The sequence below is a fragment of the Mesorhizobium sp. M0870 genome, assembly GCF_040319775.1.
In the GTDB taxonomy this organism is placed as follows: Bacteria; Pseudomonadota; Alphaproteobacteria; order Rhizobiales; family Rhizobiaceae; genus Mesorhizobium.
Genome location: NZ_JAMYOI010000001.1, coordinates 393,008 through 419,169 on the forward strand (window position 1 = coordinate 393,008; position 26,162 = coordinate 419,169).

25 protein-coding genes are annotated in these 26,162 nt (G+C 62.5%); 19 read left to right on the forward strand and 6 right to left on the reverse strand.

Annotated features, from left to right (window positions below):
- Nucleotides 1–193: 193 nt before the first annotated feature.
- From NKH97_RS01905 to NKH97_RS01920, 4 genes are all read left to right on the forward strand, one after another.
- Nucleotides 194–1,858, forward strand: coding sequence for an ABC transporter substrate-binding protein (locus NKH97_RS01905; RefSeq protein WP_352440022.1), 1,665 nt, complete (start codon nt 194–196; stop codon nt 1,856–1,858).
- 71 nt (nt 1,859–1,929) lie between these two features.
- A complete protein-coding gene (locus tag NKH97_RS01910) occupies nt 1,930–2,883 on the forward strand; it encodes an ABC transporter permease (RefSeq protein WP_352792731.1) in 954 nt (317 codons plus the stop codon).
- Entirely contained in the window at nt 2,880–3,758 is an 879-nt protein-coding gene (locus NKH97_RS01915) for an ABC transporter permease (RefSeq protein WP_352440023.1), read from the forward strand. The genes NKH97_RS01910 and NKH97_RS01915 overlap by 4 nt, the downstream gene beginning before the upstream one ends.
- Nucleotides 3,751–5,793 (forward strand): dipeptide ABC transporter ATP-binding protein, encoded by a 2,043-nt coding sequence (locus NKH97_RS01920; protein WP_352609385.1) that lies wholly within the window; start codon nt 3,751–3,753, stop codon nt 5,791–5,793. Before NKH97_RS01915 ends, NKH97_RS01920 begins: the two co-directional genes overlap by 8 nt.
- A gap of 24 nt (nt 5,794–5,817) precedes the next feature.
- Here NKH97_RS01920 and NKH97_RS01925 read toward each other — a convergent pair whose 3' ends face one another.
- The gene (locus tag NKH97_RS01925) at nt 5,818–6,720 is read right to left on the reverse strand and encodes a LysR family transcriptional regulator (protein WP_352628583.1); all 903 of its coding nucleotides are present in this window, start codon (nt 6,718–6,720) and stop codon (nt 5,818–5,820) included.
- A 114-nt stretch (nt 6,721–6,834) separates the two neighbouring features.
- On the opposite strand from NKH97_RS01925, the gene NKH97_RS01930 reads away from it, so the two are divergent.
- The 8 genes from NKH97_RS01930 to NKH97_RS01965 all read left to right on the forward strand — a co-directional run bounded on the left by NKH97_RS01930 (nt 6,835) and on the right by NKH97_RS01965 (nt 15,976).
- The gene (locus NKH97_RS01930; RefSeq protein ID WP_352628581.1) at nt 6,835–8,490 is read left to right on the forward strand and encodes an ABC transporter substrate-binding protein; all 1,656 of its coding nucleotides are present in this window, start codon (nt 6,835–6,837) and stop codon (nt 8,488–8,490) included.
- A gap of 17 nt (nt 8,491–8,507) precedes the next feature.
- Nucleotides 8,508–9,377, forward strand: a complete 870-nt coding sequence (locus tag NKH97_RS01935; RefSeq protein ID WP_502895876.1) for a DUF427 domain-containing protein — start codon at nt 8,508–8,510, stop codon at nt 9,375–9,377.
- Between the two features lie 89 nt (nt 9,378–9,466).
- Nucleotides 9,467–10,231 carry an SDR family oxidoreductase gene (locus tag NKH97_RS01940; protein ID WP_352795262.1) on the forward strand — a complete coding sequence of 255 codons (765 nt, stop codon included), beginning with the start codon at nt 9,467–9,469 and terminating at the stop codon, nt 10,229–10,231.
- 420 nt (nt 10,232–10,651) lie between these two features.
- Nucleotides 10,652–11,626, forward strand: coding sequence for an ABC transporter substrate-binding protein (locus tag NKH97_RS01945; RefSeq protein WP_127291030.1), 975 nt, complete (start codon nt 10,652–10,654; stop codon nt 11,624–11,626).
- A gap of 76 nt (nt 11,627–11,702) precedes the next feature.
- Nucleotides 11,703–12,788 carry a quaternary amine ABC transporter ATP-binding protein gene (locus tag NKH97_RS01950; RefSeq protein ID WP_352792669.1) on the forward strand — a complete coding sequence of 362 codons (1,086 nt, stop codon included), beginning with the start codon at nt 11,703–11,705 and terminating at the stop codon, nt 12,786–12,788.
- The gene (locus tag NKH97_RS01955) at nt 12,785–14,767 is read left to right on the forward strand and encodes an ABC transporter permease (RefSeq protein ID WP_352795263.1); all 1,983 of its coding nucleotides are present in this window, start codon (nt 12,785–12,787) and stop codon (nt 14,765–14,767) included. The genes NKH97_RS01950 and NKH97_RS01955 overlap by 4 nt, the downstream gene beginning before the upstream one ends.
- A 7-nt stretch (nt 14,768–14,774) precedes the next feature.
- Nucleotides 14,775–15,560 (forward strand): hypothetical protein, encoded by a 786-nt coding sequence (locus NKH97_RS01960; RefSeq protein WP_352795264.1) that lies wholly within the window; start codon nt 14,775–14,777, stop codon nt 15,558–15,560.
- Nucleotides 15,561–15,598: 38 nt separating this feature from the next.
- Nucleotides 15,599–15,976 (forward strand): GFA family protein, encoded by a 378-nt coding sequence (locus NKH97_RS01965; protein WP_352772238.1) that lies wholly within the window; start codon nt 15,599–15,601, stop codon nt 15,974–15,976.
- Between the two features lie 15 nt (nt 15,977–15,991).
- Here NKH97_RS01965 and NKH97_RS01970 read toward each other — a convergent pair whose 3' ends face one another.
- Nucleotides 15,992–17,350 (reverse strand): trimethylamine monooxygenase, encoded by a 1,359-nt coding sequence (locus NKH97_RS01970; RefSeq protein WP_352795265.1) that lies wholly within the window; start codon nt 17,348–17,350, stop codon nt 15,992–15,994.
- Nucleotides 17,351–17,609: 259 nt separating this feature from the next.
- On the opposite strand from NKH97_RS01970, the gene NKH97_RS01975 reads away from it, so the two are divergent.
- The gene (locus NKH97_RS01975; protein ID WP_127270283.1) at nt 17,610–18,326 is read left to right on the forward strand and encodes a helix-turn-helix domain-containing protein; all 717 of its coding nucleotides are present in this window, start codon (nt 17,610–17,612) and stop codon (nt 18,324–18,326) included.
- Between the two features lie 313 nt (nt 18,327–18,639).
- On the opposite strand, the gene NKH97_RS01980 is transcribed toward NKH97_RS01975, so the two are convergent.
- From NKH97_RS01980 to NKH97_RS01995, 4 genes are read right to left on the reverse strand one after another with little or no spacing between them, the layout of a single operon-like run.
- Nucleotides 18,640–19,680, reverse strand: coding sequence for a heme-dependent oxidative N-demethylase family protein (locus NKH97_RS01980; protein ID WP_352795266.1), 1,041 nt, complete (start codon nt 19,678–19,680; stop codon nt 18,640–18,642).
- A 9-nt stretch (nt 19,681–19,689) separates the two neighbouring features.
- The gene (locus tag NKH97_RS01985) at nt 19,690–20,655 is read right to left on the reverse strand and encodes a PDR/VanB family oxidoreductase (RefSeq protein WP_023808730.1); all 966 of its coding nucleotides are present in this window, start codon (nt 20,653–20,655) and stop codon (nt 19,690–19,692) included.
- Nucleotides 20,652–21,248: a dimethylamine monooxygenase subunit DmmA family protein gene (locus NKH97_RS01990; protein WP_023808731.1), complete on the reverse strand. Its 597-nt coding sequence runs from the start codon at nt 21,246–21,248 to the stop codon at nt 20,652–20,654. Before NKH97_RS01990 ends, NKH97_RS01985 begins: the two co-directional genes overlap by 4 nt.
- A gap of 41 nt (nt 21,249–21,289) precedes the next feature.
- On the reverse strand, nt 21,290–22,423 hold the full coding sequence (locus NKH97_RS01995) for an aminomethyl transferase family protein (RefSeq protein ID WP_352795267.1): 1,134 nt from the start codon (nt 22,421–22,423) through the stop codon (nt 21,290–21,292).
- Nucleotides 22,424–22,710: 287 nt separating this feature from the next.
- On the opposite strand from NKH97_RS01995, the gene NKH97_RS02000 reads away from it, so the two are divergent.
- The 6 genes from NKH97_RS02000 to NKH97_RS02025 are packed head-to-tail and all read left to right on the forward strand — an operon-like array spanning nt 22,711 to nt 26,059.
- On the forward strand, nt 22,711–22,998 hold the full coding sequence (locus tag NKH97_RS02000) for a hypothetical protein (RefSeq protein WP_027036059.1): 288 nt from the start codon (nt 22,711–22,713) through the stop codon (nt 22,996–22,998).
- Nucleotides 22,999–23,010: 12 nt separating this feature from the next.
- Nucleotides 23,011–23,388, forward strand: a complete 378-nt coding sequence (locus NKH97_RS02005) for a hypothetical protein (protein ID WP_352795268.1) — start codon at nt 23,011–23,013, stop codon at nt 23,386–23,388.
- Between the two features lie 36 nt (nt 23,389–23,424).
- Complete coding sequence (locus NKH97_RS02010; protein ID WP_013532900.1) at nt 23,425–23,586, forward strand: hypothetical protein; 162 nt, start codon at nt 23,425–23,427, stop codon at nt 23,584–23,586.
- Between the two features lie 14 nt (nt 23,587–23,600).
- Entirely contained in the window at nt 23,601–25,004 is a 1,404-nt protein-coding gene (locus NKH97_RS02015) for an APC family permease (protein ID WP_023808735.1), read from the forward strand.
- 45 nt (nt 25,005–25,049) lie between these two features.
- Nucleotides 25,050–25,739: a hypothetical protein gene (locus NKH97_RS02020; protein WP_352795269.1), complete on the forward strand. Its 690-nt coding sequence runs from the start codon at nt 25,050–25,052 to the stop codon at nt 25,737–25,739.
- Entirely contained in the window at nt 25,736–26,059 is a 324-nt protein-coding gene (locus NKH97_RS02025) for a hypothetical protein (protein WP_352440033.1), read from the forward strand. Before NKH97_RS02020 ends, NKH97_RS02025 begins: the two co-directional genes overlap by 4 nt.
- Nucleotides 26,060–26,162 lie beyond the last annotated feature (103 nt).

The following is a 26,162-nucleotide window of genomic DNA, read 5'->3' on the forward strand; positions in this document are numbered from 1 at the left end:
GACTTCGGCCGGGAAGGTTGGACAAAGACGATGGAAGCAGTGCAGCCAGCAATCCGGCGCGTCCGTGCCACGACTAGATACCGGGCAAAACCGCATGCTAAGATTCCGATCGACAGGCCTCTCTGGCGATCCGAAATGGAGCAATCCACGAAATTTCGTCAACCATAAGAAATAGGGGAAAGGGTAAAAACCCATGAGCAAGAACTACACCATTCTCGACCTGATCCGGCGCAATCGCACGCCGCTTGAAAATCACCTGATCGACGGCCTTGTCGACGGTCGTGTCAGCCGCCGCGACTTCGTCCGTCACGGCAGCCTGCTCGGCCTGTCGCTGCCGCTGCTGGGCCGTATCGGCATGGCAGCCGGCCTCAGCGGCATGCCGTCGCTGGCGCGCGCCCAAGGCGCGCCCGGCGCCACCATCCGCGTCGCCAGCAGCGTGCCGGCAGCGACAATCGACCCGGTCACCATCGCTGACGCAGGCGGCCTGCTGGTCATGCAGCAGGTTGCCGAATTCCTTTGCGTCGACGGCCCTGACCTCGTTCTTCAGCCGGCCTTGGCCGAAAGCTGGAAGCCGAACGACAATGGCACCGTTTGGACCTTCAAGCTGCGCAAAGGCGTAAAATTCCACAGCGGCGGCGAGATGAAAGCCGACGATGTCGTGGCCAGCATCGACCGCCTTGCCGATCCGGCCAATTCGTCCAATGCGCTGTCGGTGTTCACCGGCATCCTGCAGAAGGGCGCCTCGAAGAAGGTCGACGACTACACGGTGGAATTCCACCTCGATGCGCCGAACGGCAACTTCCCCTACATGCTGTCGTCCGACAACTATAACGCCGTCATCATCCCGGCGAGCTACAAGGGCGACTATGAAAAGAGCTTCGACGGCACCGGGCCGTTCAGAATAGAGAAATACACGGCAAAGGTCGGTGCGTCCTTCGTCCGCAACGAGGACTATTGGGGGCCGAAGGCGCTGCCGGAACGCACCGAGTTCACCTTCTTCACCGACATGCAGCCGCAGATCCTGGCGCTGCAGGGCGGCCAGGTCGACATCATCAACCAGATGCCGGTGCTGGCCGGCGTCGCTCTGCTCAACGATCCGAACGTCGACATCATCAGCTTGAAGTCGTCAGCCCATCAGCAACTGCACATGCGCTGCGACGAGGGCCCGTTGAAGGATGCGCGCGTGCGCCGTGCCATTGCGCTCTGCCTCGATCGCGACAAGCTGGCCGCCGGCCTCATGAAGGGACGCTCCGCTCTGGGCAATGACAGCCCATTCGCCGCCGTCTATCCTTCGACCGATACGAGCGTGCCGCAACGCAAGCAGGATATCGCCCAGGCCAAGCAGCTCATGGAAGCAGCCGGCTTTGGCCAGGGCTTCAAGATAACCCTGACCACCGAACGCTACCTAGAAATCCCTGAATACGCCCAGCTCATCCAGAACTGGGTCAAGGAGATCGGTGTTCAACTCGACCTCAATATCCTCGACCAGAGCGGCTATTACGGAGACGCGGTGTTCGGCAAGTCGAACTGGCTGGATTCGGTGATGGGCATCACCGACTATGGTCACCGCGGCGTGCCGAATGTCTATCTCGCGGCACCGCTGAAGAGTGAAGGCACCTGGAACGCGGCACACTTCAAGAACAAGGACTATGATGCGCTGGCGACCAGCTACATCGCGGCCCTTGACCTCGAGGCGCAGAAGGCCGACGCCGGCAAGATCCAGAAGCTGCTGCTCGAGGAAACGCCTGTCATCTTCGGCTATTTCTACGACTATCTGACGGCGACGGCGAAGGGCGTGGCCGGCGTACAGCCGACCGCCATGTCGCAGCTGTTCCTCGATAAGGCATCGAAGGCCTGAGCGGAAAGGAAAAGCCAATCCTCTAACAGCCAGCTCCCGCATGGGGGCTGGCTCCACAAGGAGTCCTAGCCATTCTCTCCTTCCTTGTCCGGCGTGTCTCGCTGTCGCTCGTCACGCTGTTCCTGCTCAGCATCATGGTGTTCCTGGGCGGCCAGGTGCTGCCCGGCAATGTCGGGCGCGCAATATTGGGTCCGTTCGCAGACCAGCGCGCGGTCGACACGCTCAATCACACGCTCGGTGTCGATCGTCCGCTGCTGGCGCAGTATTGGAGCTGGATCTCCAATTTCGTCCAGGGCGACATGGGCACGTCCTACATCTTCCGCTCGCCGGTCGCGCCTTTCGTCATCGATGCGCTCGGCAATTCGATGAAGCTGGCGGCGGTCGCCTTCGTTCTGGTGGTGCCGATCGGCATTCTCGGCGGCGTCATTGCAGCGCTCAACCTCAACCGGCCGCTCGATCGCATCATCAGCCTTGGCGGCCTGTCGGTGACGGTGCTGCCGGAATTCGTCACCGGCATCATCCTGATCCTGATCTTCGGCGTGTGGCTGCGCTGGCTGCCGATCTCGGCCGCATGGCCGCGCGATACCGGCTTCTTCACGCAGCTCTATTACCTGATCCTGCCCTCGCTGCCGCTGTTCCTGGTGCTGTTCGGCTACATCGCCCGCATGGCACGCTCCGGCATGATCGAGGCGCTCGATTCCGACTACACGCGAACGGCCGTGCTGAAGGGCCTGCCCTGGCGCACGGTGATCTGGCGGCATGTGCTGCGCAACGCGCTGCTGCCGACCATCACTGTCATCGCGACGCAGACCGGCTACCTCATCGGCGGCCTTGTCGTCATCGAAACGCTGTTTCGCTATCAGGGAATCGGGTCGCTGATCTTCACCGCCGCGCGCGGCAAGGATTTCCCGATGCTGGAGTCGGGCATCCTCACCATCGGCATTGTCTATGCCGTGGCCACCCTTGTCGCCGACTTCCTCTATTCCGTGCTCAATCCGCGTATCCGTCTGGGGTCAGATCAATGAGCGCCGTCCAAACCAGCTCTCCGACACCAGACGACACGCGCCGGCGCGGCCCGCTGGCGGAGGTCTTTTTCTCGCTGTTGCGCTCCCGAACATTCCTTGTTGGTTTCGCCATCGTGCTGTTCTGGGTTGCCTGTGCGCTGTTCGGCGAGCATTTCGCACCTTATGATCCACTTGCGGACGACATCATCAACGCGCTGGCGCCGCCCTCTTCCGAACACTGGTTCGGCACCGACCAGATCGGCCGCGACGTCTTCTCGCGCGTCATCGTCGGTTCGCGCGACATCCTGACCGTCGCACCGCTGGCAACCTTGCTGGCGACAGTGGCCGGCACGGCGCTCGGCCTCCTTACCGGCTATTTTCGCGGTCTCGTCGACGATGTCGTCAGCCGCATCCTGGAAGCCTTCATGGCGATCCCGGTGGTCATCGTCGCGCTGCTGGCCATCGTTGCGCTCGGCACCTCGAAGACGACCGTCATCGTCGTCATCGGCCTGAGCTTCGCGCCGATCATCGCGCGCACCGTGCGCTCGGCGGTGCTGGCCGAGCGCGAACTCGACTATGTCGCCGCCGCACAGCTTCGGCATGAAAGTGCGCTGCATACGATGTTCGTCGAGATCCTGCCCAACGTCATCCCGCCGATCCTGGTCGAAACCACCGTGCGGCTCGGCTATGCCATTTTCGCCGTCGCCACGCTCTCCTTCATGGGCTTTGGCATCCAGCCGCCCTCGCCCGACTGGGGGCTGTCGATCTCCAACAATTACGGCATGATCGGCGGCGGCTTCTGGTGGACGGTGCTGTTCGATGCGCTCGCCATCGCTTCGCTGGTGATCGGCGTCAATCTGGCGGCCGACGGCGTTCACGGAGCGCTCAATGACTAACTCCGCCAAGGCCGGAAACGCACTCGAACTCACCGATCTTTCGGTTGCCTACCGCGTCGCCGGCCGCAATCGCGCCGTTCTGCGCAACCTCAGCCTCACCATCGGCCAGGGCGAAGCCTATGGGTTGGTCGGCGAATCCGGTTGCGGCAAGTCGACAGTGGCGCTCACTGTCGTGCGTTATCTTCCTAGAAACGGTTCCATCACCGGCGGCGCCATCTCCCTCGATGGCCAGAATGTGATGAAGCTGGACGCCGAGGCGCTCAGGCGGGCGCGCGCGGAAAGCGTCTCCATGGTCTATCAGGACCCGGGCAAGGCGCTGAATCCGTCGATCCGCGTCGGCCGTCAGCTGACCGAGATTTTTGAACTCGGCGGCATTTCGGGACAAGCGGCCACCGACCGGGCGATTGCGATGCTGAACCGCGTGCGCATCTCCGACCCCGTCAGCGTCATGCAGCGCTACCCGCACCAGCTTTCCGGCGGCATGCAGCAACGCGTGGCGATTGCCATGGCGCTGGCCAACGATCCGTCGATGCTGATCCTCGACGAGCCGACCACCGGCCTCGATGCGACGGTGGAGGCCGAAGTGCTCGACCTGATCGCACAGCTCAGGCAGGAACTGTCGGCCTCTATCCTGTTCATCAGCCACAACCTCGCGGTCGTTTCCAACATGTGCGACCGGGTTGGCGTGCTCTATGCCGGCATGCTGGTCGAGGAAGGGCCGACGGAGGTCGTGTTCAACGATCCGCGCCATCCCTACACGGTGGCGCTGCTGCGCTGCCTGCCGCGCGGTGGCCAGCGCAAGGATCAGGGCCGCCTCGACACCATTCCGGGGTTTCTGCCCGGCATCGGGGCCGACATCAAGGGCTGCGCCTTCGCCGACCGCTGCGCGCTCGCCGACGACCGTTGCCGCACCGAATTGCCGCCGCTCTATGATCTGAGTGACGAACGCGGGAGGCGCTTGTCACGCTGCCACTATCACGACAAGGCGCAAGCGTTGCCGCGTGCGACACCGAGCGATGTGGCGCCGGCGCCAAAGGTGGCAGCAGCACCGGTGCTGCGCGTCGCCGGGCTGAACAAGACCTATGCCAGCCACGGCCATGCACTGCGCGCCGTCAAGGACGTCTCGCTTGATCTCAGACCCGGCGAGACGCTCGGGCTGGTCGGCGAGTCCGGCAGCGGCAAGACGACCTTTGCCAGGCTGCTGCTCGGCCTGGTGCCGCCAGACGCAGGCGGCACCATCGAGCTTGAGGGCAAGGCCCTGGCGCCCAGGCTGGAGAACCGCAGCGACGACCAGATCAAGGCGATGCAGATCGTCTTCCAGAATCCGGATTCGGCGCTCAATCGTTCGCATTCGATCCGCCACCTGATCGGCCGCGCGCTGAAGCGGCTGGCGGGTTTGAGCGGCAAGGCACTAGAGGTCCGCCTCAACGACCTCGTCCGCTCGGTGCGGCTCACCGACCGGCATCTTGCCGTCAAGCCGCGCCAGCTCTCCGGCGGCCTGAAGCAGCGCGTCGCCATCGCGCGCGCCTTCGCCGGCGATCCGCGCATCGTCGTCTGCGACGAGCCGACCTCGGCGCTCGACGTGTCGGTGCAGGCGGCCATCCTCAATCTGCTCGCCGACCTGCAGTCGAAGGAAGACGTCAGCTACATCTTCATCTCGCACGACCTTGCCGTGGTTCGTTACCTCTCCGACAAGATCGCCGTGCTCTATCTCGGCCGCATCATGGAACTCGGACCGTCGGAAGACGTCTTTTCCGGGCCGCATCACCCCTATACCGAAGCGCTGCTGTCGGCCGTGCCCAAACTCGACCAGACCGAGACGGCACGCATTCGTCTCGACGGCGAAATCCCCAGCGCCACCAACCCGCCCTCGGGCTGCGTGTTCCACACGCGCTGCCCGCGAAAGATCGGCCCGATCTGCGAACAGCAGGAGCCGCCGCTCAGCGAGGCCCAGCCTGGACATTCGATCCGCTGCCACATCCCCTACGCCGAACTGGCCAGGTTGCAGCGGGCGGTCGCAACCGAGCCGGCATAGCGCTGCGCTTCCGTGGCTTGGCAGTCAGATCTGGCCTGCCATGCTCAGGGAACGATCCCCTTCTGAAAAGCCCTGCCCTTCGGCCCAGTCTCTGGCCAGCGTGCGAAGCCCAGTCAAAGCGACATCCAGGACATCCGAAGACACGGGATTCGAGGGATAGGCGAGGTAGATCGGCCGCTGGAATACCGGTGTGTTGTCGATGCGCCGCATCTCACCGCGCTCGATATGGCCGCTGACGGCGCTGAGCGGCAGATAGGCGGCGGCTTGCTGCGACAGGACATGCTGGAGGCCGATGAAGACCAGCCCGGCCGATATGGCCGGCTTGACCATGCTGGCAAAGGCGCGGTCGTGCTCGATGCGGAATTCCAGTCCCCAGTCCATCAGAATGTAGTTTTCGGTCCACGGCTTGGTCTGCGCAGCATGCTGGACAAGCACGACCTGATCGACGGCCAGCGTCTCGTAGACGATGCCGGGATGCGGTCGCGGAAGATAGAGGATGCAGATGTCGAGCAGGCCTTCCGCCAGCTGGTCGATCGCCGAGTCCGGAAAGCTGCCCTCCAGCCGCAGCGCCACGTTCGGCCGCCTAGTGCGCATCCACTCGACCCATGGCGAGGTGATGCGGTCCCACAGATAGGCCGGCGCGGTCAGCCGCAGCAAGGTCTCGTAGCCATGGGGAACGGCAATGTCCTGCCGCGATTGCTCCCAGGTGCGGGTGATCGACGAGGCATGCGGCAGGAACTGCCGGCCGGCCGGCGTCAGCGTGACACCATCGCGATCGCGCACGAACAGCCGGCGCCCCAACTGTTCCTCCAGCCCTCTGATCCGTGCGCTGACGGTGGACTGGGCGAGATTGAGCCGGCTGGCCGCGACGGTGAAGCTGCCATGGGTGGCAACTTCGAGAAAGCTGCGCAGATTTTCAGTGTCCATGCCTCGCCCCTTGCATCGAAAATTTCGATGACCCCTATCAAAAAATATCGCTTTCCGGCCGCGGTCAACAATGAACTAGATGGCTTGGCCCCACGACTAGCGAGGAATGCAGCCATGCCAAGGCATTTCAGGATAATCGATGCCGCTCGCAGGAATCTGACCGCAATCGAAAATTCCGCTATCGACGAATTGCTGGCCGGCAGGATGGGCCGGCGCGACTTCCTGCGCCATGGCAGCGTGCTCGGCCTCTCGCTGCCGTTCCTGGGCAGCCTCGTCGCTGCTGTCGGCCTTGGCACGCAGCAGGCACGCGCCGAGGGCAAGCCCGGCGGCACCGTGCGCGCCGGCGTGGCGACGCCGGGCGGCGCCATCGATCCCGTCACCTACTATGACAGCGGCAGCTACCAGCTGGTTTTCCAGACCGCCGAATTTCTCTGCATCACGCAGCCAGATCTCACCTTGAAGCCGGTGCTGGCGGAGAGCTGGTCGCCGAACGAGGACGGCAGCGTGTGGACCTTCAAGCTGCGCAAGGGCGTGAAATTCCACAATGGCGAGGACTTCAAGGCCGACGATGTCGTCGCAACCTTCGACCGGCTGGCCGATCCCAACGGCGCTTCCAATGCGCTATCGGTGTTCAAAGGCCTGCTGTCGAAGGGTGGCACCCAGAAGGTCGACGATCACACCGTCGCCTTCCATCTCGATGCGCCGAATGGCAGCTTTCCCTATTCGGTGTCGATCGATAATTACAACGCCGTCATCCTGCCGGCGAGCTACAAGGGCGACTACGAAAAGACCTTCGAGGGCACCGGGCCGTTCCGGCTGGAAACCTACACGCCCAAGGTCGGCGCGACCTTCATCCGCAACCCAGACTATTGGGGTGAGAAAGCGCTGCCCGACCGGCTCGAGTTCAAGTTCTACGGTGACGTGCAACCGCGCATCCTGGCGCTGCAGGCGGGCGAGGTCGACATTCTCGATGCCGTTCCGCTCGATGTCAGCCAGGTCGTGCTGAACAGTCCTGATATCACCGTGTTGCGTGTCGCTTCGACCGCGCACCGCCAGCTTCACATGCGCTGCGACACCGGCCCGTTCACCGACAAGCGCGTGCGCCAGGCGCTGGCGCTGTGCATCGACCGCTCCAAGCTGGTCGACGGCTTGTGCCGCGGCATGGCGGCGACCGGGAATGACAGCCCGTTCGCGCCGGCCTTCCCTGCGACCGACAAGTCGGTGCCGCAACGCGTCCAGGAGATCGCCAAGGCCAAGCAGTTGCTCGAGGCGGCGGGTCTCGCCGAAGGCTTCGACATCACGCTGACCACGCTGCGCTATTCCGACATTCCGGGCTATGCGCAATTGTTCCAGAATTTCGCCAAGGAAATCGGTGCCCGCATCTCGCTCAACATCGAGGACCAGGACAAATATTACGGCAAGGCGGTGTTCGGCCAGTCGGACTGGCTGGACAGCCCGCTCGGCATTACCGACTACGCGCATCGCAGCGTGCCGAACGTGTTTCTCAAGAGCCCGCTGGTCAGCGACGGCCCGTGGAACGCGGCGCATTTCAAGAGCCCGGCCTATGACGGCATGGTCACCAGCTATCTGAAGGCGCTCGACGTCGGCGCGCAGCGCGCTGCCGCCTCCGACATCCAGAAACTGCTGCTCGACGAGACGCCTGTCATCTTCAGCTATTTTCCCGATCTGCTGGTGCCGGTGCGCAAGAATGTCAGCGGACTGCCGCCAATCGCCGCCGGGCTGCTGCTCGATCGCGTGTCATTGAGCTGATCGTGCCCCAACGCCCGATGACAAAAGAAAAGAAACGGGAGACTACCATTCGCAAGCCCCATCTGCGCGGCCGCGGGCCGCATTTTCCGCCACTCGACTCGATCACCCAATATGATTTCGAGCCGGGCTATGTCGCCTTCACCATGCCGACGCAGAAGCGGTTGCGCGTGCAGGTCGGATCGATGATCGTCGCCGACACGGTCAACGCGCTGGTGCTCTACGAGTCCGACCATCTGCCGGTCTACTATTTCCCGATGAGCGACGTGCGCGAGGAGTTCCTGCTGCCGAGCAAGACGACGACGGAGGACCCATTCAAAGGCATAGCCAGCCACTATTCGCTCAACACCGGCATCACGCTGGTCGAGGACGCGGCCTGGCGCTATCTCGATCCGGTCAAGGGCTGTCCGCCAATATCGGACTATATGTCGTTCACCTGGAGCAAGATGGGACACTGGTTCGAGGAGGACGAGGAAATCTTCGTCCACGCTCGCGATCCGTTCCGCCGGGTCGACTGCCTGCCGTCGTCGCGGCGCGTCCAGGTCATTCTCGACGGCGAACAGGTCGCCGATTCACGCCGCGGCGTGTTCCTGTTCGAGACCGGCCATCCGGTGCGCCACTATCTGCCGATCGCCGACACGCGGCTCGATATGTTCGCGCCCAGCCGCTACATCTCGCGTTGCCCCTACAAGGGCATCTCCAACTACTACCACGTGACGACGAAGGCCAAGCGTCACGAGAACCTGGTCTGGTATTATCCCGAGCCGGTGCACGAGGCGGAGCGCATCAAGGGGCTGGTCTGTTTCCACCACGAACTGGTCGACAAGATCCTGGTCGATGGCGTCGAAATCCCGAAGGAAGCCACGGCCGCTTCGAGCGGTTATTTCTGAGCATCGACGCCGCTTGACCCGTTTGCGCGAGGGCGCTTGATCGGAGCATGGTGCAGCGCATACCCTCCCCGAGACAGGGAGGGCACTCGATGGATCTTTTCAAGCTGGACGGCAATGTCGCGCTGGTCACCGGCGCCGGCAGCGGCATCGGCCAGGCAATCGCGATCGGACTGGCCGAGGCAGGCGCCGACGTCGCCTGTTTCGGCCACGCGTCGAAGGGTGGGCTGGACGAAACCGCTCACCGGATCACGCAACTCGGCCGCAAGGCGCTGGTGCTGACAGGCACGGTGACATCTGAGCGCGATCTCGCGGCGGCGATCGATCGCGTCGAGGCGGAACTCGGTGCGCTGACCGTCGCGGTCAACAATGCCGGCATTGCCGGCTCTGAACCGGCCGAGACGATGCCGCTCGAGACATGGCAGAGGGTGCACGAGGTCAATGTCGCCGGCGTCTTCCTGTCCTGCCAGGCTGAGGCGCGCAAGATGCTGGCGCGACGCAAGGGTTCGATCATCAACATCGCCTCGATGTCGGGCACCATCGTCAACCGGGGCCTGACGCAGGCGCACTACAATTCCTCGAAGGCCGCCGTCATCCACATGTCGAAGAGCCTCGCCATGGAATGGGCCGACCGCGGCCTGCGCGTCAATGTCGTCAGTCCGGGCTACACGCTGACGCCGATGAACAAGCGGCCGGAGGTGGCGGAAGAAGTGAAGATCTTCAAGCGCGACACGCCGATGGGGCGCATGGCGGCGCCGGAGGAAATGGTCGGGCCGACGGTGTTCCTCGCCAGCCGCGCAGCGAGCTTCGTCACCGGCCTCGACCTGATTGTCGATGGCGGCTACGTCTGCTGGTAAGAGCTCAGCTTCGCCTGCAGTCTGAATTTGTACGTCTCGCGAAGCGTTAGTCGTTGCGCGACATGAACCTTGGTATATATAATTTCATCCTATGAAACGGCCTTGGCGAGATGGGGCTTACCAGGCGGGTAGCCGAGATCATAGGACCTTGATGGCTCGCACCTTGCAGGGGCGCCGCAGGACTGGCAATCGATCCGCAGATGACCGCTCCCGCAGCGATCCGTCGGCAGCCATGACGCCGACACTCCAATCCTGTCCCATCATCACCAGAATTGAGCACCATCTTGCCTGCGCTGGCCAAAGCCGGGGCAACAATTTGGCGCCGACGGCCTTGCGCAAAGACCAGCCTTTCCAACACAATCAAGAAAAGCCGCAAGAAGGGAACGAACGATAATTTTCACAGCTTGAAGGAGAACAAGCATGTCACTTCGCAGTGTGATTTCGAACTTAACAATGGGAGCCTTCGCGCTTGCCGCCGCAAGTGCGCTTACATCACCGGCTTACGCAGCCGCGCCGGAATCGAACGACCCGATCAAGATCGCGCTGTTCGACTGGACCAGCGTCAACCTGAACGCCAAGATCCTCGGCGGCATCCTGGAAAAGCTCGGCTACACCGTCGAGTATCCGACCGCCGACTACCTCTCCAGCCTGACCACAGGCCTCACCAATGGCGATCTCGATGTCGGCATGGAATTCTGGGACACGACCGCCGGCGAGGCCATGAAGGCCTCCGATGCGACAGGCCAGACCGAACGGCTGGGCAAGCTCGGCCCGAAGGCCAAGGAAGAATGGTGGTTTCCCGAATACATGAAGGAGAAGTGCCCCGGCCTACCCAATTGGGAAGCGCTGAAGGACCCGAAATGCGCCGAAGCCTTCTCGACGGCCGAGACCGCACCGAAGGGGCGCTATCTCGGCGGCCCGGTGACCTGGGAAGGCTTTGACGACGAGCGCGTCGAGGCACTGAAGCTGCCCTTTACCGTCATCCATGCCGGCACCGACGCGGCGATGTTCGCCGAACTCGATTCCGCCTATCAGCGCAAGGCGCCGATCATGCTGTGGATCTATTCGCCGCACTGGGCGCCGGCCAAGTACAAGGGCGAGTGGGTGGAATTCCCCGAATACACGCCCGAGTGCTACAACGACCCGAAATGGGGCACCAATCCCGACGCCAAATATGATTGCGGCAAGCCGCATGGCGAGATCTGGAAGTACTCCTGGTCCGGCATGAAGGACAAATGGCCGGTCGCCTACAAGGTGGCCAAGGCCTACACGGTCGACACCGACGAACTCAACAAGATGAGCGGCGAGATCGATCTCGGCGGCAAGACGCCGGAAGATGTCGCCGCAGCCTGGATCGCCGCCCACGAGGCCGACTGGAAAGCCTGGGCGCAGTGATCGTTCCGACTGGAAGATGAGACCCGGCTGCTGATCAGCCGGGCCTCGGTTCTTGGTGTTCCAGAAGGACGTTTGAATGACGGACAAGACTGAACAGGGCGCCAAGGAGGCGGGCACGCCAAAAGATGCCCGCCCGATAAAGCTTGCCTGCCGCAACGTCTGGAAGCTGTTCGGATCGAATGCGGCCAGTTTCATCCGCGAACGCAACGGCAAGGCCAGCATGGCTGATGTCACCGCCGCCGGGCTGGTCGGCGCGGTGCGCGCCGTCGACCTCGAAATCCGCCAGGGCGAGATTTTCATCATCATGGGCCTGTCGGGCTCCGGCAAGTCGACGCTGGTCCGCTGCATGTCGCGGCTGGTCGAGCCGACCCATGGCAAGGTCGAATTCGAAGGCAATGACCTCCTGAAAATCTCCGATGCAGCACTCATCGAATTGCGGCGGCACCGCATGGGCATGGTGTTCCAGAACTTTGCCCTGCTGCCGCATCTCAACGTGCTGGAGAACATCGCCTTCCCGCTCGGCATCCAGGGTCAGGACCGGGCGACACGCGAAGCGCGGGCGCGCGAGGTCATCGAACTTGTCGGCCTGCGTGGCCGCGAGCATTTCTATCCGCGCGAGCTGTCCGGCGGCCAGCAGCAGCGTGTCGGCATCGCCCGGAGCCTTGCGACAAAACCGGAAATCTGGTTCCTCGACGAGCCGTTCTCGGCGCTCGATCCGCTGATCCGCCGCGAAATGCAGGACGAGCTGATGCGGCTGCAGACCATGCTGCACAAGACCATCGTCTTCATCACCCATGATTTCGACGAGGCCATCCGGCTGGCCGACCGCATCGCCATCATGAAGGATGGCGAGGTCATCCAGATCGGCACGCCGGAGGAGCTGGTGGTCAATCCGGCGACCGACTATGTCGCCGAGTTCACCCGGGACGTCGACCGCGCCAAGGTTATTTCAGCACGCAGCCTGATGCGCGCCTGCGACGGCTCGGAACATGGCGGCACCGTTGCCCCGGATGCCAAGATCGCCAGCTTCTCGGCCGGCATCGTTGCCGCCAACAAGCCGTTCGCGGTGGTCAACGGCACCGGCAAGCCGATCGGCGAGGTGACGCCGCAAGCGGTGATCGATCTGCTGGCCGGCATCGATCGCTCAAGGGTCGGCGCATGACGGTGACAGCAAGCGCCAGCGAGGCAAGGCCACGGCCGATTCAGGTATGGCTGCTGATCTGGGCGGCAGCGCTTACCGTTGTGCTTGTCGTGCTCCTGCTGCAGGATCGCCTGCCCTGGGCCGTCAATTATCCGGCCAGCGCCGTCGTGCCGGTCGCCGATTGGGTCAGCGCGCTGATGCGCTGGATCAAGTCGAACCTGTCCTGGTTGACCCGCTCGATCACCGCTGTGCTCGGCGTTCCCCTCGATTTCGCGCTCAATCTGTTGGCCAAGAATTTCAAGATCGGCCACGGCGCTGACGCCTATATCCTGCCGCGCCTGTCCTGGGTCGGCGTCTGCGCCGCCGCCTTCCTCGCCGGTCATGCCGTTGGCGGCAGAAAACTCAGTCTGCTGGTCGGTGGCTGTTTCCTCTACATCGCCCTGTTCGGCCAATGGACCAGCGCCATGCTGACGCTGGCGCTGATCTCCATCGCGGTTCCGTTCTGCATCGTCACCGGCCTGTTCGCCGGCATCTGGGCGTGGCGCAAGCCATGGGCCGAAAGGCTCATCGTCTCTCCTGCCCTTGACCTGATGCAGACGATCCCGACTTTCGCCTATCTCATCCCGATGCTGCTGCTGTTCGGCAACAGCCCGGTGTCGGCGATGATCGCGACCGCCATCTTCGCCACGCCGCCGATGGTGCGGGCAACGATGCTCGGCCTGTCGCGGGTGCCGTCGGAGATCGACGATTTCAGCGAGATGGCAGGCTGCACGGCGCGGCAGAAACTGTGGCGAGTGCTGCTGCCCTCGGCACGGCCGACACTGATGGTCGGCGTCAACCAGGTGATCATGCTGGCGCTGAACATGGTGATCATCGCCTCGATGATCGGCGCCGGTGGACTCGGTTATGACGTGCTTCTGGCACTGCGCGCCCTTAAGGTCGGCGAGGCGATGGAAGCCGGCCTTGCCATCGTCGCGCTGGCCATCGCGCTCGACCGGCTGAGCCAGGCCATCGCGCACAAGCAGGCAAAGGGCCATGTCCATCAGGAGGCAAGCCTGAGCCTCTGGCGGCGTTACCCCAATCTGACGCTGGCCATCGCCATCCTTGTGGTGACGACACTTCTCGGCCTGTTCGTGCCGGCCTTCGCGGCGGTGCCGAAGGCGATCACCTTCACCACCGCGCCCCTGTGGAAAGCGGCCGTAAACTGGGTGACGATCAATTTCTTCGACATGATCGAGGCGTTTCGCGTGACGCTCATCCTCAATCTGCTGAACCCGCTGCGCGCCTTTTGCGAGGGCTTTCCCTGGCTGGGCGCCGTCTTCCTGCTCGGCCTCGCAGGCTATCAGCTCTCCGGCCTGCGGCTGGCCGTGCTGGTGGCAGCGCTGACCGCTTTCTGCGCCATCACCGGCCTGTGGGAAAAGACCATGGCGACCGTCTATCTCTGCGGCATCTCTGCCTTCATTGCCTGCCTGATCGGCATCCCCATCGGCCTGATGGCTTCACGCAGCAACCGTTTCGAGAAGATCGTCACACCGGTCATCGATACGCTGCAGGTGCTGCCGTCCTTCTGCTTCATCATCCCGGTGGTGATGCTGTTCAGGGTCGGCGACGTCACCGCGATGATCGCAACGATAGCCTTCGCCGTGGTACCGGCGATCCGCTACACCAATCACGGCATCAGGCAGGTGCCGCCGGCGCTGATCGAGGCAGCCAAGGTTTCCGGGTGCACGCCACGCCAGACCTTCTTTCGCGTGCAACTGCCGCTGGCGCTGCCGGAGATCATGCTTGGCGTCAACCAGACGATCCTGATGGCGCTGGCGATGATCATCATTTGCGCCATGGTCGGCACGCGCGATCTCGGCCAGGAAGTGTTCATCGCGCTGTCCAAGGCCGATTCCGGTCGTGGTATCGTTGCGGGCTTGGCCATCGCCTTCATCGGCATCGTCGCCGACCGGCTGTTCAATGCCTGGACGGCGAAGGCCAGGGCAAGGCTGGGATAGAAGCCGGATGTCCGAGCCGGGCGAGCCACCCTTCGCCGTCCTCGTTTTCGATATGGCCAGAACCGGCGAGCCGGACGGCGAGCACCTGATATCCGGCTTCGGCACGCTGGAGGCGGCGACGAACTATGCGATCGCGCGGGTCCGCGCCTCGGTGGAGGAACTGCGAAAGCCCGGCATCGCGGCAGCGGAGTTGCGAAAGCTCTGGCACCTCTACGGCGAAGACTGCCCGGTATTGAGCAGCCCGGTGCGCGGCAGCGATCTTCTCGACGAGTTCTCACCTGCCGAATGCGACTGGCCGGCGCTGGCGCCAAGGCTGCGCCGTTTTCGCGCCACTCTGCTGATCTCCAACGACACCAACGAATCCGTCTGGTGCGGCGGCTTCTTCCGCGCGACCTACAGGCTGTCGGGGCAAGGCCTGCTCGAGCGATTCCATGAGGACGCCGTTGCCGCCTTCAAAGCCAAGGGCATCGCGCCTGATGTGCCGACAAAAATTCATGTCGCCAATTACTTCGAGCTTCCCGACCCGCCCTACCCACCACCAGGCGCAACGCTGCGATCCTGGAAGGTCGAGGTCGGTTTCGTCTGCCACCATGTGAAATTCGGCGGCGACGCCGCCGGCGTCTTCGCCTGGCCGGAAGAGCCGACCGACTGGGCGCTCAGAACCATGCAGTTCCTGCTGATGGCCGACACGATGGCGATGCGCGGCGATGGCCCCGACTGGGCCAACGACTGCGACGTGTTGTCGGTCAAGGTGACGGAGACCGATGCTGCTCCCGACTATCCGCTGGATTGAGTAAAGCTGAACCGCCCAACCCTGCAAAGGAGAGAGTGATGACAGGCCGGACAGCTCGCTGCACCTGCGGCCAATTGCAGATCCGATGCCCGCAAGAGTCGGCCAAGGTCTCGCTTTGCCATTGCCTGGACTGTCAGCGACGGACCGGCAGTCCGTTCGGGATCGCCGCCTTCTTCGATGCCGCCGCGATCGAGATCAGCGGCTCATTCCAGACATACCAACGTGATTCCGACAGCGGCTTTCCCGTCACCTTCCATTTCTGCGGAACGTGCGGCTCGACGGTTTTCTGGTATCCATCGCGGAGACCCGCAGCGGTGGCCGTTGCCGTCGGCTGTTTCGGCGACCCGTCATTCCCGGAGCCGACACAGTCTGTCTACGGCAAGAGTCGCCACGGCTGGGTCGCGGTGCCGGCCTGAAGGCAAGCCCACCCGCTATTCCGCCGCGACCCCCTTCACCTCGAGATAGCTCTCCATCGAATCGTCCAGTGCCTGCAGCCAGGGCGTATGATGCAGTGGCGCCATGGTGCCGGTCATCAGCGAGCGATAGGCGTGGTCGCGGAAGCTCATGATGTCTTCGCCCTTGTGGTGCTCCCACTCCATGAAGGTCTGGTTGACCGCCTCGACGTCGAAACCGGGATAGTCGGTCTGATCCATCAATTCCTTGGTGTAGTCGCCCTGGAACCAGATCATCTGCTCGGCGTCTTCGAGCGTTTCCTCACGCGCCCTCCATTTCGCGCCGTGCTCGGCCATTGCCTTGGCCGACGGCAGCTTGATGCGGCCCATGATGACGTCGCGGGCGAACCAGGCCTGCGCGTCGAACATGTTGAAGGTGTAGAACTGGTCCTGCATGCCGATGAAGGACAGCTTCGGATTTTTCTCCCAGACGACACCCTCGTAGAGCCCGTCCGGCCACATGCGGTTGGCTGTCTTCAGCTTCAGGTCCTCGGTGAGGAACGGGAAAGAGTGCAGGTAGCCGGTGCATAGGATGATGGCATCGACATCCCTAGTGGTGCCGTCCTTGAAATGCGCGGTCTTGCCGACGACCTTCTGCAGCAGCGGCACTTCCTTCCAATTCTCCGGCCATTTGAAGCCCATCGGCTTCGAGCGGTAGCTGGAGGTGATCGATTTGGCGCCGTATTTGTAGCACTGCGAGCCGATGTCCTCGGCCGAATAGGAGCGGCCGATGATCAATATATCCTTGCCCTTGAACTCCATCGCGTCGCGGAAATCGTGGCTATGCAGGATGCGGCCGTTGAAGGTCGAAAAGCCCTCGAAATAGGGCACATTGGGCACCGAGAAATGCCCGGAAGCGACGACGACATTGTCGAACTCTTCCGAATAGGTGACGTCGTTGGTGCGATCATGCGCGGTGACGGTGAATTTCTTCGTCTCGTCGGAAAACGTCACCATGCGCACCGGGCTGTTGAAGCGCACCCATTTGCGCAGGCCTGATTTCTCGACGCGTCCCTTGATGTAGTCCCACAGCACGGCGCGCGGCGGATAGGAGCCAATCGGCCGGCCGAAATGCTCCTCGAAGGTGTAGTCGGCGAATTCCAGGCATTCCTTCGGTCCGTTCGACCAGAGGTAGCGGTACATCGAGCCGTGCACCGGATCGCCATGCTCGTCGAGGCCGGTGCGCCAAGTGTAGTTCCACAGGCCGCCCCAGTCGGACTGCTTTTCGAAGCAGACGATTTCGGGAATGTCGGCGCCTTTGTCGGCCGCCGACTTGAAAGCCCTGAGCTGTGCCAGGCCGGACGGGCCGGCTCCGATGACGGCAACGCGACTTTTCATGGCAGGCCTCCCGATCTGAATTGCTCTTACGAAACAAATTTCACTCACAGGACAGTAATTGGCCCTTTCGTGCTGTCAACAGCCCGATGCTGAAACAAGGTTCCGCGCGGGCGGATTTCCCGCGAAAAACCGGACGCTGCCAAACATCATTATCATCCGCATGCGCGTTCACGCGACTTGCCGTCGCAGTTGCGCTCCTGTATCGGCACCTGACATGTTCACCTAGAGTGAAATAAATCCCAGGAGTGCGGGGGGCGACATGGCGAAGAAGGTTTCCGATCCCAAGGCTGGTCTCGCCGGTGCGACGGCCAAGCCGCTGCCAAAGGTTTCGGCCGACGGCAAGACCATCCGCGCGCCGCTGACGCAGAACCCGCATGCCATTCGCGACACGCGCGAAAAAGTGCTGGAGGTGGCGATCGGCCGCGAGGTGCGGGCGTTCCGCAAGAAGCTCGGTATCACCGTCGCCGATCTGGCGGTCGCCACCGACATTTCTCTGGGCATGCTGTCGAAGATCGAGAACGGCATCACCTCGCCGTCGCTGACCACCTTGCAGGCGCTGTCGCGGGCGCTCGGCGTTCCGGTCACCGCCTTTTTCCGCCGCTTTGAGGAAGAGCGCAGCGCCGTCTTCGTCAAGGCCGGCCAAGGCCTCGATGTCGAGCGCCGCGGCACCCGTGCAGGCCATCAGTACAATCTGCTCGGCCATATCGGCTCCAACACCAGCGGCGTCGTCGTCGAACCCTATCTGATCACACTGACCGAGGATTCCGATGTGTTCCCGACCTTCCAGCATGAGGGCATGGAGTTCCTCTACATGCTGGAAGGCGAGGTGGTTTACCGGCACGGCAGCAACCTTTACCCGATGAAGCCCGGCGACAGCCTGTTCTTCGATGCCGACGCACCGCACGGGCCGGAACAGTTGACGAAGCTGCCGATGCGCTATTTGTCGATCATTTGCTATCCGCAGAGCGCGGGGTGAGGTTAGCTGTCCCGCAAAACTCTCTTCCTCTCCCTCCGGAGGGGGGAGAGGTGGCGCTGCGAAGCAGCGACGGAGTGGGGGAAGGCGGTCCTCAAACGCGAACCCGCCGACAAGTGGCACGACCGAGCGGGCCTGAAATCTCGGCAGGCAGCTGAACAATCGGAAGCATCGCCTGGGCGCGAACTCACAACCGCCGAATCAGGTCGACCCCCACTCCGTCGAGCTTCGCGCGACACCTCTCCCCCGATCGACGGGGTAGAGGAAGGGAGCGAAACCGTCCCGCCGGGCTCCTTTCTTTCTCTCCCAGCAGGCTCTAATCCGGCCCAAAGCCCGAACTTGTCGCACTCCCATCATCCAGCTTCGACAGCCACTCGACCAACGCCGGACGATAGCGCGTCAGGCCCTTGTAGTTGGCGAGTTCGTCGGGCAGGTCGCGGATGACGCGGTGCAGGCGCCGTGCCCATTTGGGCTGCGTCACCAATTCGTCCATCTTGATCAGATAGCAGCGGATCGGGAAGACGATGCCGTTGGAGCGCGGCAGGCGCCAGAAACTCTGCAGTTCGACACGCAGATGCACCTTGTCGCCGACATTCTCCGGCGTCACCGTCGCCCGGTCCGGACCCCATTTGTGGTAGTTTTCCGGACTGGTGTCGAGGCGCGGATTGATGGTCATCGTCCAATTCAGGCGCCGCGCCGGCTTGCCCTGCTGGATGTTGGTGAGGAATTTCAGCGCCCTGACGAAAATCCCCTTCTCATGCGCCAGCGGCACCGGCGCATGCCATTCGAAGAAGTTCATGCCGATTTCGAAATCGAGCGACCAGTCGGCCTGGGTGGTGACCATGCCGGCATCCATCCACAGATTGCCGTCGCGCTGGTCGAGGATGCAGAAATCGCCCTGGCTCTGCCGGGTGATGTATTCCATCGGGCCGTAAGGCAACGTCGAGGTGTCGCCGAAAGTGAAGGTGTCGTCGATACCGAGCGGCCGGTTGATCCAGCGCCAGCGATCGCCGTCGCGGGTCAGCGTGAAATGCTCGGGATAGCCCAGCGCCTGCTGCTCCATCAGCAATTCGAGCAGGTCCCAGCCGGCCAGCGTCATGTGCGGCAGCGACTGGCAGCGCAGCGGATCCTCAGCCAGGACCAGCGCGCGGTCCTGCATCTCGGCGACATAGTGCTCGTCGACGTCGATCAGGTTTTCCAGCACGCTGCCCCTGGGTCCGACGACATGCGGCTCGATGTTGACCGCATACATGTAGGCGTCTTCGTGGAACGGGAACGGAAACCGCCTTATGTGCTCGGGGCTGTTCTTGAAGGTGAAGTCGTCGCGGAACGTTTCCTTGCGAAAGGTAATGCCCATGATTTTCTCCTACCGTTCCAGGACCAGCGACCGGCCTTCGAAGCGCGACACGCACGGCATGATCTTCTTGCCCGAACGGTGCTCTTCCTCGCTTAGCCAGTGGTCGTTGTGGATGAACTTGCCGTCGCAAGAGATGACGTTGGTTTCGCACTGGCCGCAGACGCCGCCGCGGCAGAGGTAAGGCGGATCGACGCCGGCCGCCTCGATCGCTTCCAAGAGGCTCTGCTGTTCGTCGACGCGGATCGCCTTGCCGCTGACGGCAAGCGTCACGTCGAACGGCAGCCCGGGCTGGGGTGCCGCGAAATGCTCGAAATGCACGGTCTCCGGCGGCCAGCCCAAGGCAGCAGCCCGATCGCGCACCCAGTTGATCATGCCGGCCGGGCCGCAGACATAGAGATGCGTGCCGAGCGGCTGCGTCGACAGCAACCGGTCGAGTCCGATGCGCTCGTCGAGGTCATCATGATAGAGCCTGACCCTGCGGTCGTAGCGCGCGCGCAGCACATCCGCATAGGTGCCGAGCGATGCGGTGCGGACGGTGTAATGCAGTTCGAAATTGCCGCCCTCCGCCGCCAGCTGCGCGGTCTGCGCCATGAACGGCGTGATGCCGATGCCGCCGGCCAGCATCAGATGCTTTTTGGCGCGCAGGTCGAGCGAGAACAGGTTGACCGGATAGCTGACCACCATCTCCATGCCGGGCTTGACGCTCCGGTGCATGAACAGCGAGCCGCCGCGCCCGACATCGTCACGGCGCACCGAGATCGTGTATTCGCGCGTATCGAGTGGCGAGCCCATCAGCGAATAGGGATTGAGCCGGGTCCGTTCGCCATCGCGCATTTCAACGACAACGTGCGCGCCGCCGGAAAATGTCGGCAACAGGTTGCCGTCGCGCCGGCGGAAATGGAAGCGGCTGACCAGGTCGTTGACCGGGACGACATCGCTGACAACGACGTCTAGCTTAGTGGTGCCGGTGCTCATCGGAAAATCTCCTCCATCGGAGGAATTTCGCTGCGATCTTCCGCATTGATGCAGACGCCCTGGAAGGCTGCGATGCGCCTGGAATAATGGTCGCGCACCAGAAGCAGCAGGCCGCAATGCGCGCAGGTCGCCGGCTGCGTCGTGACATTCTCGGTGATGCCCTTGCAGTGGACGCATTGCATGCGCCGCGCCAGCGAGCCGCGGTGCTCGGTCTGGATCGAGGTGTGGTCGATGCCGGCTTCAAGCGCCACCTGCATCGCCTGGCCGATCAGGCCCTCGGTGCCCGAGAGATAGAGGCGCAGGCCCATATGCGCGTTGGCCAGTGTCTGCCGGAGCCGTGGCAACAGGCTGGCAAAGGACGGCGCCTGGTGGAACTGTGCCGGCTTCAACGCTTCGAGCGCGACGGTGTGTTTGCCGTCCGGCCCAGGAATGAAGACGACTTCGGCGTCGTCGAAAAACCTGGGGGGCGCCCTCCCGGCCATCTCCGCTATTGCCAGCGCCCCTTCCGCGTCCGCGATGAAAAGATGATGCTTGCCGGGTTGCGGAGACAAAGTTCCGTAAACCGGCCGGCTGATGATGCTTTTGGCTGCCATTTATGCCTTCGTGCCTCGAACCCCTCGCCGTTGACTATGCCTCAACCTTTCGCGGTGCGCTTGGTCTTCTTGGGATCGTCGAATGGCAGTGGCTGCGCCGTCGCCTTGATGGCACCGCTCTTGTTGCGGATTTCGAGCTTGGTGTCCTTGACCGCGCAGTCGACGTCGAGCCGGGCGATGCCCATCGATTTCTCGACCAGCGGCGAATACATGGCGCAGGTCACCACGCCGACCTTTTTGCCGTCGCGATAGACCGGCGCTCCTTCATCGGCCGGCTCCTTGCCGTCGAGCAGCACGCCATAGATCTTGAAGCGCTCCTTGCCCTTCAGCCGATAGTGCTCCTCGGCGCCGCGAAAGCCGGTCTTGCCGGGGCTGACGGTGAAGTCGAGGCCGAGTTCCCACAGCGTGTCGCCCGGGCCTTCGTTCTCAAACGGATATTTCTGCGAATTGTCGTAGGGGTAAAAGAGCAGATAACTTTCGACGCGCAGCATGTCGAGCGTGGTGAAGCGGCACGGAATGATGCCGGCGCTCTTGCCCTCGTCGAGGATCCTGTCCCAGATCGTGCCGGCATCCTGGCCGCGGCAGAAGATCTCGTAGCCGCGCTCGCCGGTATAGCCGGTGCGCGAAATCATGACGGGCAAGCCGAACAGTTGCGTCTGCATGTGATGGAAATAGTTGAGGTCGCGAATGCCCGGCACATGCTTGGCTAGATAATCGACTGCTGTCGGACCCTGCAGCGACAGATCGTGCAGATTGTCGTCGAAGCGCAGCGAGACGTCGCGGCCCATAGCTGCCCGCTGCAACTCCTCATGGCCGGTGCCCGAACCATGCACGACCATCCAAGCGTTGGGGCCGGTGCGGTAGAGGATGCAATCGTCGGTGAATTTGCCCGCCTCATTCAGCATGCAGGCATAGGCCGACTTGCCGGGATAGATCTTTTCGACATCGCGTGTGGTGGCGAGGTCGATGAGATGCGAGGCGTGCGGCCCGGTGATGTGGACCTTCTTGAGGCCGGAGACATCCATCAGACCAGCCTTGGTGCGGATGGCGATGTACTCCTCGTCGGCATCCTTGTCGTAGGTCCAGGCGGTTCCCATGCCGCTCCAGTCTTCGAGCTTCGAACCGAGCGCTCGGTGGCGATCCGCCAGGGTCGAAAATCTCCAGGATGCCGTCATCCGCTCGTCCTCCGTTTCGATAATGCTCTGCTGTTCCCTGCCCCCTGCGCAGCGGCGGGAGCTTTGGCCGAATATTGATCGCAAACCTCCGGGCGCCGCAATACCCATAAGCAATTAATTTCATTGTCAGGCAAAATCCGTCACGCAAACCAAACGGTTAACCCCACGTAAATCGCGCTTGACAATTGCGGGATTCAGACAGAACTTATGAAAAAAATTTCACTCTGTTGAAAGAGGACGGCGGACGGGAGATTCGGAACCGGACGGCGGAGAAAGGGGAGAAACCGATGTCAGACATGCAGCAGCGCATCGAAGCGCTGTACCGTTCCGACGTGCGCGGAGCCGCGCTCCTGATCGTCTGCCTGTGGGCGACGATCCTCTTCGTCCTCCTCATGACATGGCCCTACATCCCGCACAGCGGCATCAAGGCCGTGGTCGCGATCGCCGCCGCCGCCGTGCTGATCTTCAACACCGCGGCCATCCTGGCGATGGTCAAGCACTACAAGGAAGACAAGGAATTCATTTACGGGCTCGACATCAAGAACGCCGACGCATTCCGCAACCGCAAGTCCTGAGGGGTAGAAGAGATGTCCCGCTACACGCCGCCGGAGCAAAGCAAGGCCGGGCAGGTTTTCGACATTGCCGTCGTCGTGGTCGCCATTTTCGTGGCACTGTGGCTACCGCTCAAGCTGGGCCTCGCCGGCGCGGCGAAATCCATCGACGCGCTCGACGCCAAGACCTGGGAAGCGCTAGGCCAGAACTCGACCATGGCGTCTATCTGGGAAAAGCTCGGCTATACGCCCGAGACCGCGCACGACATCATCCAGAACCGCTTCCACTATGTCATCGACTGGCCGACGCTGATCATCATGGCGGCGGTGCTGATCGGTTATTTCGTCTTCCTGTTTCGTGCATCAGACCGCGAATATCGCGACGTCATCAACGAAAAATTCGACGACAAGTAAGAGTTCTGAAGACGATCTAATTCGGGGGACACGATCATGTGGGTAGCACTCTCTTACGCATGCTGGGGCATCTCGATCGTGCTCGCTTTGTGGATGCTCTACGACTGGTTCAAGGTCGACACGACCTTCTCCGAAGAGGTGCTGACCTCCTCGCGCGAAGGCGAACTGGAAGCCACTTCCGAAAAACACCGGATCTGAGTCAGGATTGAACAATGACGATCGCACTTGAACCGGCTGCCCCGGCTGCCCAAGGGGACAGAGTTTCACTCCTGCGCGTGCTCGGACCGGCCCATGTCTGGGCGCTCGGCGTCGGCATCGTCCTGGTCGGCGAATTCACCGGCTGGAATTTCTCGGCCGACAAGGGTGGCGCACTGGCCGCGCTGATCGTCTGCTGGGTCGTGGGATTGCTCTACACCTCGGTCGCCATGATTGATTCCGAGGTGACATCGACCGTGGCCGCCGCCGGCGGCCAGTATGCGCAGGCAAAGCACATCGTCGGACCGCTGATGGCGTTCAACGTCGCGCTGTTCCTGGTCTTTGCCTACACCATGCTCGAAGTGTCCGACGCCATCCTGCTCGGCGATACCATCGTCGCCAAGGCCGGCGTCGAAGGGCTCACCCACAATTCCTTCATCGCCGCGACCATCGTCGTGCTGGCGTGGCTGAACTATCGCGGCGTGCTGATGACGCTCAACGTCAACTTCGTCATCACAGCAGTCGCCTATATCTCGATCGTCATCCTGTTCTTTTCGGTCAGCCCGTGGACGCAAGGCGCCGTGCTGAAGCTGAACGAGTTGGTCACTCCCGGCAATGCGCTCCCCTATGGCTGGATCGGCGTCATCGCCGCCTTCCAGTTCGGCATCTGGTACTATCTCGGCATCGAGGGCACCACACAGGCCGCCGAGGAAGTGCGCTCGCCGGCCCGCTCGCTGCCTTACGGCACCATGGCGGGCATGATCACGCTTTTGATCGCAGCCGCCATGACCTGGTATGTCTGCGCCTCGATGATGCCATGGGAGTATCTCGGCATCACCTATTATCCGCTGTGGGACGCCGGCAAGCTGACTGGCAGCCCGCTGCTCGAGAACCTGTTGTTCGTCGCCACGCTGCTTGCTGCAATGGCCTCCGCCAATGGCTGCATCAACGATGCGGCGCGCGCCTGGTTCTCGCTCGGCCGCGACCGCTATCTGCCGACATGGTTCTCGGCCGTGCATCCGAGATATCGCACGCCCTATCGTTCGATCCTGTTCCTGCTGCCGATCGCGCTGGCCTTCGCCTTCATCGCCGACCTCAACCAAGCGATCACCTTCTCGATCCTGTCGGGCGTGCTGCAATATACCTTCATGAGCATCAACATCATCATGTTCCGCAAGAAGTGGCCGCTGGGCTCGATCCGGCGCGGCTACACGCACCCCTTCCACCCGATCCCGGCCATCGTGCTGTTTTGCCTGTGCGTGGTGACCTTCTTCGCCATCTTCCTCGGCTTCGGCTCGCAGCTGATCGCCATGGTCGCCTTCTACTTCCTGATCTCACTGTGGTTCCATTTCTATCGCTACAAATTCGTGCGGCGCGGCGATCAGTTCACCATGCCGTGGCCGAAGCCGCAGGGTTATTGATGGGAGAAGGCCCGTCCATAGCCTGGGCGGGCCTGGCATGAGAAAATGTCCGAGGTGACATCAGCACTGCTGGCCGGGGCCATTATCCTGGCTGTCGTTCTCCACCTTGCCCGGCAGGCGCGTGCCAGCCGCAGCAGGGCATCGATGGCGCTCGCCGTTGAGCAAGGCCGCATCCGCACAGTCATCGCCGACGCTGCCAATGTTTCGGATGGCACCGCCGGCGTCATCACCTGGGAAGGATCCTGGAACAGCAAACGTGTCCAGGTGCGCACCATCGTCGATACGCTGGCGACGCGAAAACTGCCGGCGCGCTGGCTCAGTGTTTCGATCACCGAAGAGGTCGCGGTGCCGTCGACGTTCGACATGATGATGCGGCCGGGATCGCCGACGACCTTCTCCAATTTCGATCATCTCGAGCACACGCTGCCGAAGAGCTCAGCATTTCCGGCTGAGGCCGTGTTGCGGACGGATCGCAGGGGCGTCCACTTCCCACTGGAGACCATCGCCGGCCACCTCGGGATTTTTTCCGAAGGGCGCGCCAAGGAACTGCTGATCACCCCGAAAGGGGTACGCATCGTGTGGCTGCTGGCCGAAGCCGAACGGGCGCGCTACGGTGTGTTCCGGCAGGCCGAATTCGGCGACGCCACACTCGATCCCGCGCTGATCGAAAGACTGCTGGTGTCGGTGTCGGCGCTTCGCGACGCCATCAACAAAAGCGAACGGCAAGCCGCATGACCATTCCCACCACGGCACCCACCAACCCCTATCTGGTTCTCGGCGCGGCAATCGTGCTGCCGGGAAGCGGGCACGTCATTCTCGGCGTGCCGGTGCGCGGCCTGCAGTTCCTTTTCTTCATGGTGATCCTGGCATGGGTGACGGCCAAGATCGCACCGTCGGATGCCAGCTTTGTCGGCCGTCACGCCGGCGGCTTCCTGATCTATGCCTTGTCGATTCTCGACGCCTACAAGATCGCTCGCATCCGCACCGCGAAATGGGTTCACAATGCCCGGCGAGACGGCGACAGTGCGCAGAGCGGCATTGAGCCGCATAGGTAACTAGAGGAATATTTTTTTCATACGATTGAATTTGTGCAACTCATTCGATACATCCTCTCTTAGCTACAAACGATCTCTTAGCTACAAACATCGGGAGGCTGAC

What these genes read in the sequence shown, in the direction of transcription:
- NKH97_RS01905 (WP_352440022.1), top strand. Translation starts at nt 194, where the DNA reads ATGAGCAAGAACTACACCATTCTCGACCTGATCCGGCGCAATCGCACG.
- NKH97_RS01915 (WP_352440023.1), top strand. Translation starts at nt 2,880, where the DNA reads ATGAGCGCCGTCCAAACCAGCTCTCCGACACCAGACGACACGCGCCGG.
- NKH97_RS01920 (WP_352609385.1), top strand. Translation starts at nt 3,751, where the DNA reads ATGACTAACTCCGCCAAGGCCGGAAACGCACTCGAACTCACCGATCTT.
- NKH97_RS01925 (WP_352628583.1), bottom strand. Translation starts at nt 6,720, where the DNA reads ATGGACACTGAAAATCTGCGCAGCTTTCTCGAAGTTGCCACCCATGGC.
- NKH97_RS01930 (WP_352628581.1), top strand. Translation starts at nt 6,835, where the DNA reads ATGCCAAGGCATTTCAGGATAATCGATGCCGCTCGCAGGAATCTGACC.
- NKH97_RS01935 (WP_502895876.1), top strand. Translation starts at nt 8,508, where the DNA reads ATGACAAAAGAAAAGAAACGGGAGACTACCATTCGCAAGCCCCATCTG.
- NKH97_RS01940 (WP_352795262.1), top strand. Translation starts at nt 9,467, where the DNA reads ATGGATCTTTTCAAGCTGGACGGCAATGTCGCGCTGGTCACCGGCGCC.
- NKH97_RS01945 (WP_127291030.1), top strand. Translation starts at nt 10,652, where the DNA reads ATGTCACTTCGCAGTGTGATTTCGAACTTAACAATGGGAGCCTTCGCG.
- NKH97_RS01950 (WP_352792669.1), top strand. Translation starts at nt 11,703, where the DNA reads ATGACGGACAAGACTGAACAGGGCGCCAAGGAGGCGGGCACGCCAAAA.
- NKH97_RS01955 (WP_352795263.1), top strand. Translation starts at nt 12,785, where the DNA reads ATGACGGTGACAGCAAGCGCCAGCGAGGCAAGGCCACGGCCGATTCAG.
- NKH97_RS01960 (WP_352795264.1), top strand. Translation starts at nt 14,775, where the DNA reads ATGTCCGAGCCGGGCGAGCCACCCTTCGCCGTCCTCGTTTTCGATATG.
- NKH97_RS01965 (WP_352772238.1), top strand. Translation starts at nt 15,599, where the DNA reads ATGACAGGCCGGACAGCTCGCTGCACCTGCGGCCAATTGCAGATCCGA.
- NKH97_RS01970 (WP_352795265.1), bottom strand. Translation starts at nt 17,350, where the DNA reads ATGAAAAGTCGCGTTGCCGTCATCGGAGCCGGCCCGTCCGGCCTGGCA.
- NKH97_RS01975 (WP_127270283.1), top strand. Translation starts at nt 17,610, where the DNA reads ATGGCGAAGAAGGTTTCCGATCCCAAGGCTGGTCTCGCCGGTGCGACG.
- NKH97_RS01980 (WP_352795266.1), bottom strand. Translation starts at nt 19,680, where the DNA reads ATGGGCATTACCTTTCGCAAGGAAACGTTCCGCGACGACTTCACCTTC.
- NKH97_RS01985 (WP_023808730.1), bottom strand. Translation starts at nt 20,655, where the DNA reads ATGAGCACCGGCACCACTAAGCTAGACGTCGTTGTCAGCGATGTCGTC.
- NKH97_RS01990 (WP_023808731.1), bottom strand. Translation starts at nt 21,248, where the DNA reads ATGGCAGCCAAAAGCATCATCAGCCGGCCGGTTTACGGAACTTTGTCT.
- NKH97_RS01995 (WP_352795267.1), bottom strand. Translation starts at nt 22,423, where the DNA reads ATGACGGCATCCTGGAGATTTTCGACCCTGGCGGATCGCCACCGAGCG.
- NKH97_RS02000 (WP_027036059.1), top strand. Translation starts at nt 22,711, where the DNA reads ATGTCAGACATGCAGCAGCGCATCGAAGCGCTGTACCGTTCCGACGTG.
- NKH97_RS02005 (WP_352795268.1), top strand. Translation starts at nt 23,011, where the DNA reads ATGTCCCGCTACACGCCGCCGGAGCAAAGCAAGGCCGGGCAGGTTTTC.
- NKH97_RS02010 (WP_013532900.1), top strand. Translation starts at nt 23,425, where the DNA reads ATGTGGGTAGCACTCTCTTACGCATGCTGGGGCATCTCGATCGTGCTC.
- NKH97_RS02015 (WP_023808735.1), top strand. Translation starts at nt 23,601, where the DNA reads ATGACGATCGCACTTGAACCGGCTGCCCCGGCTGCCCAAGGGGACAGA.
- NKH97_RS02020 (WP_352795269.1), top strand. Translation starts at nt 25,050, where the DNA reads ATGTCCGAGGTGACATCAGCACTGCTGGCCGGGGCCATTATCCTGGCT.
- NKH97_RS02025 (WP_352440033.1), top strand. Translation starts at nt 25,736, where the DNA reads ATGACCATTCCCACCACGGCACCCACCAACCCCTATCTGGTTCTCGGC.